Origin of the sequence: Streptomyces sp. NRRL WC-3549 (assembly GCF_000721935.1) — a bacterium.
Classification (GTDB): domain Bacteria; phylum Actinomycetota; class Actinomycetes; order Streptomycetales; family Streptomycetaceae; genus Streptomyces.
The window spans coordinates 52,656-56,854 of the sequence record NZ_KL585409.1 but is presented as its reverse complement, the minus strand read 5'-3'; the positions used below and the strand labels follow the sequence as shown (position 1 = coordinate 56,854).

4 protein-coding genes and 1 pseudogene are annotated in these 4,199 nt (G+C 73.5%); 2 read left to right on the top strand and 3 right to left on the bottom strand.

Going from position 1 to position 4,199, the window contains the following annotated elements; translation table 11 throughout:
- Nucleotides 1-103: 103 nt before the first annotated feature.
- A complete protein-coding gene (locus IH13_RS0119750; RefSeq protein ID WP_031086250.1) occupies nt 104-2,533 on the bottom strand; it encodes an excinuclease ABC subunit UvrA in 2,430 nt (809 codons plus the stop codon).
- 108 nt (nt 2,534-2,641) lie between these two features.
- A complete protein-coding gene (locus IH13_RS0119745; RefSeq protein ID WP_031086248.1) occupies nt 2,642-2,833 on the bottom strand; it encodes a DUF6381 family protein in 192 nt (63 codons plus the stop codon).
- A gap of 143 nt (nt 2,834-2,976) precedes the next feature.
- Here IH13_RS0119745 and IH13_RS0119740 point away from each other — a divergent pair, with 143 nt between their 5' ends.
- On the top strand, nt 2,977-3,246 hold the full coding sequence (locus tag IH13_RS0119740) for a hypothetical protein (RefSeq protein WP_031086246.1): 270 nt from the start codon (nt 2,977-2,979) through the stop codon (nt 3,244-3,246).
- Nucleotides 3,247-3,303: 57 nt separating this feature from the next.
- Here the strand turns inward: IH13_RS0119740 and IH13_RS0119735 are convergent, their stop codons facing one another.
- Nucleotides 3,304-3,876: a DJ-1/PfpI/YhbO family deglycase/protease gene (locus IH13_RS0119735; RefSeq protein WP_031086244.1), complete on the bottom strand. Its 573-nt coding sequence runs from the start codon at nt 3,874-3,876 to the stop codon at nt 3,304-3,306.
- Nucleotides 3,877-3,938: 62 nt separating this feature from the next.
- On the opposite strand from IH13_RS0119735, the pseudogene IH13_RS0119730 reads away from it, so the two are divergent.
- Nucleotides 3,939-4,199 (top strand): annotated as a pseudogene (locus IH13_RS0119730) (hypothetical protein); the annotation flags it as partial.

Sequence of the window (4,199 nt, the reverse complement as noted above, 5' to 3'; positions counted from 1 at the left end):
CCCCGCCATGAACAAGGAGTGGCTGCGGGCCGCCCGAAAGGTCCGCCGCTGACCCGGCGCCCGCGCGCCCCACGGACCCGTCCGCCCGTCGAGGGCGGACGGGTCAGCCGTCCGCCCGCAGCGCCCTCGCCAGATACGGGGCGGTCCGGCTGCCCGCCGCCCGCGCCACCTCCTCAGGGGTACCGGTGGCGACGATCCGGCCGCCCCGGTCACCGCCGCCCGGCCCCAGGTCGATCACATGGTCGGCGCCCGCCACCACCGCCATGTCGTGCTCCACGACCACCACGGTGTCACCCGCGTCCACCAGACCGTGCAACTGCCGCATCAGCACCTCGACGTCCGCCGGATGCAGCCCCGTCGTCGGCTCGTCCAGCAGATAGAGGGTGTGTCCGCGCCGGATCCGCTGGAGCTCCGTGGCCAGCTTGATCCGCTGCGCCTCCCCGCCCGAGAGCTCCGTCGCCGGCTGGCCGAGACGCAGATACCCCAGCCCCACGTCCAGCAGCGTCCGCAGCGGACGCTCCGCCGCAGGCGTCCCCGCGAAGAAGCCGGCGGCCGCCTCCACCGTCAGGTCCAGCACCCCGGCGACGGTCAGCCCGTTCAGCGTGACCTCCAGGGTCTGCGGGTTGTACCGCGCCCCGTGGCAGTCCGGGCAGGGCGCGTACGTACTCGGCAGGAAGAGCAGCTCCACCGAGACGAACCCCTCGCCCTGGCACGTCTCGCACCGCCCGCCCGCCACGTTGAACGAGAACCGTCCGGCCCGGTAGCCACGGGCCCGGGCGGTGTCCGTCGCGGCGAACAGCTTCCGCACGACGTCGAACAGCCCCGTGTACGTCGCCAGGTTGGACCGGGGGGTCCGCCCGATCGGCTTCTGGTCGACCTGCACCAGCCGGTTCACCGCCTCCAGCCCTCGGGCCGAGGCGCAGCCCCACGCCGGCCGCACCCGGTCCGCCTCGGCCGTCTCCGGCGCCTGGCGGTCCGCCAGCACCCCGGCCAGCACCTGGCCCACCAGGGTCGACTTGCCCGACCCGGACACGCCGGTGACCGCCGTCAGCACCCCCAGCGGGAACTCCGCGTCCACCCCGCGCACGTTGTGCCGGTCGACGCCGTGGAGCCCGATCCACCCCGAAGGCGTACGCGGCCGCCGCGCCGGCGGGGGTTCCTCGTCGAAGAGGAAACGCCGCGTCGCCGACTCCGCCACCCCCGCGAGCCCCGCGGGCGGCCCGCTGTGGAGCACCCGGCCCCCGTGCTCACCGGCCAGCGGCCCCACGTCCACCAGCCAGTCCGCCCGCCGCATCACCTCCAGCTGGTGCTCCACCACGAAGACCGAGTTCCCCGCGTCCTTCAGCCCGCCGAGCACCGAGAGCAGCGACTCGGTGTCCGCCGGGTGGAGGCCGGCCGACGGCTCGTCCAGCACGTAGACCACACCGAACAACCCCGACCGCAGCTGGGTCGCCAGCCGCAGCCGCTGCAACTCGCCGGACGACAGGGTCGGCGCCGTACGGTCGAGGCTGAGGTAGCCCAGACCCAGCTCCGTGACCGGCTCGATCCGGGCCAGCAGGTCGGCGGTGAGCACCCGGGCCGTGCCACCGGCCCCGCCCGCCGCGAGCAGCAGTTCGGCCAGGGACGCCAACGGCAGCGCGACGAGCTCGGCGATGGTACGGCCCGCGAAGGTCACCGCCATGGCCTCCGGCCGCAGCCGGCTCCCCCCGCACACCGGACACGGCTCGCTGGTCAGGAAGGACTCCGCCTTGGCCCGCAGCGTACGGCTCCGGGAATCGGCGAAGGTGTGCATCACATAGCGGCGCGCGCTCATGTACGTGCCCTGGTACGGGCGCTGGATCCGGCCCGCCTCACGCACGGGGTGCACCGTCACCACCGGCTGCTCGTCGGTGAACAGGATCCACTCGCGATCCTCCAGGGCCAGCTCCCGCCACGGCCGGTCGACGTCGTACCCCAGGGCGTCCAGCACGTCACGGAGGTTCTTGCCCTGCCAGGCGCCCGGCCAGGCCGCGATCGCGCCCTCCCGGATCGACGACGACGGGTCCGGGACGAGCAACTCCTCGGTCGTTCGGTGGATACGCCCCAGCCCGTGGCACTCCGGGCACGCACCGGCCGCCGTGTTGGGGGAGAAGGCGTCGGAGTCCAGCCGTTCGGCGCCCTCGGGATAGTCGCCCGCCCGCGAGAACAGCATGCGCAACGAGTTGGAGAGCGTGGTCACGGTGCCCACCGAGGACCGCGAACCGGGCGCCGACCGGCGCTGCTCCAGCGAGACCGCGGGCGGCAGGCCGGTGATCTCCCCGACGTCCGGCGCCCCGACCTGGTGGATCAGCCGGCGGGCGTAAGGGGCGACCGACTCGAAGTAGCGGCGCTGCGCCTCGGCGTAGACCGTGCCGAAGGCGAGCGAGGACTTCCCCGAGCCGGAGACGCCCGTGAAGACGGTGAGGGTGTCGCGCGGGATGTCGACGTCGACATCCCGCAGATTGTTTTCCCGGGCGCCGCGTACCCGGACGTACGGGTCGTCGGTGGTGGGCATGGCGGTAGGGCTCCGTACGGATCGGTGGCGGGACGTGCTTCTGCCGGTGATCATCCCGCACGCGTCGGCCGCGGGACGCCCACCGGCAGAGTGTGGTACGGGCGGGGCCTACACCATGGGGTCCATGCCACGGTCCCGCATGCCGCTCTCCTGCTCGCTCTGTTCCCGCAGGCGGCGGGCCTTGTCCTGGAGCCGCCGGCGCCGCTCCGGGTCGGTGGCGTGCTCCGCGGCGTCCTTCAGTTCCTGGGCCTTGGCACGCATCTGCTGGACGCGGCCGCCGGACTCACCTGCAACGCTCATGATCCCTCCTGGGGTCCGTGGGGGAGCGGTCAGGCCCAGCGAAGCAGCGCGGGGGCCCGTGTGCATCTCGAGTGCCCTGAAGCCGAACGTTTGACCACTCACCGCCGGGTAGGCGACGCTGGCAGCAGCGACAGGAGGACGTCATGAGCGACCGACGGTCCGGGACGACCGAGTCCACCGGTACGGGCGGTGCCGCGGCGCCGCTGCCCCGGGACATGCCCGATCAGCAGGTGCAGCCCGGTGAGGATCCCCTCGACGTGCCCTCCCCGCCGGAGGACGGTACGTGGGGCGGCGGCTCGGCCGACGAGGCGTCCAGGCTGCCCAGCCTGGACGAGTCCGGCGCGGGGCGGGGTGAGCCGCGGCAAGCCGGGGCCCACCCCGAGCACCCGGTGCCGGACGAACAGTCCGGCTGAGGCCACGAAAAGGCCGACGAGCCCCCGCCGACCTTCCGGCGGGGGCTCCGGCCGTACTCAGGAGCCGGACGTGCCGGCCAGTTCCTTGTCGATCTCGCGGAGGAAGTCCTCCAGGTCGCCGGGGTCGCGCGAGGTGATCAGGAGCCAGCCCTCGGCCCGGTCGGTGACCACCGGCCGGTCCACCCAGGTACCGCCGGCGTTCTCGACGTCCGTCCGCAACGAGGCGTAGGAGGTGAGGGTCTTGCCCCTGACGGCCCCGGTCTCGACGAGCGCCCACGGGCCGTGGCAGATGGCGGCGACGGGCCTGCCGGAGGACGTGAACGTCCGCACGATCTCCAGGGCGTCGTCCTGGAGCCGCAGCGTGTCCGCGTTGAGGGTGCCGCCGGGCACGAGCAGCAGGTCGTAGCCGTCCGGGTCGGCGTCGCCCAGTGTGAGGGTCGGCTGGACGGTCTTTCCGGGATCCTTGTCGCCGACGAGCGTCCGGACCGCGTCCGCCGAGACCGCCGCGACGTCCACGGCGGCGCCCGCGTCCCGCAGGTGCCGCACCGGGACGACGAGCTCGTCCTGCTCGACGCCGTAGTTGGTGACGATCGCCAGCACACGGCGTCCGCTGAGGTCGGTGTCCGTCATGTTCTTGTCCTCTCCGATGTCCTGACCGGTTCTTCCTGTCCGCGGGACCTGTGGCTTCTAGGATGGGCGGTGTGAGAGACGCCCCTCGGCCGCTGGCCGTGTTCGACCTGGACGGGACGCTCGCGGACGCCGGCCACCGGCAGCACTTCCTGGAGGGACGGCGCCGCGACTGGGCCGCCTTCTTCTCCGCCGCCACCGACGACCCTCCGCTGGCCGAAGGGGTGGAGCTGGCCCTGGCCAGCACCGAGGAGTGCGAGGTCGTCTACCTCACCGGCCGGCCCGAGCGGTGCCGACGCGACACGCTGTCCTGGCTGGAGCGGCAG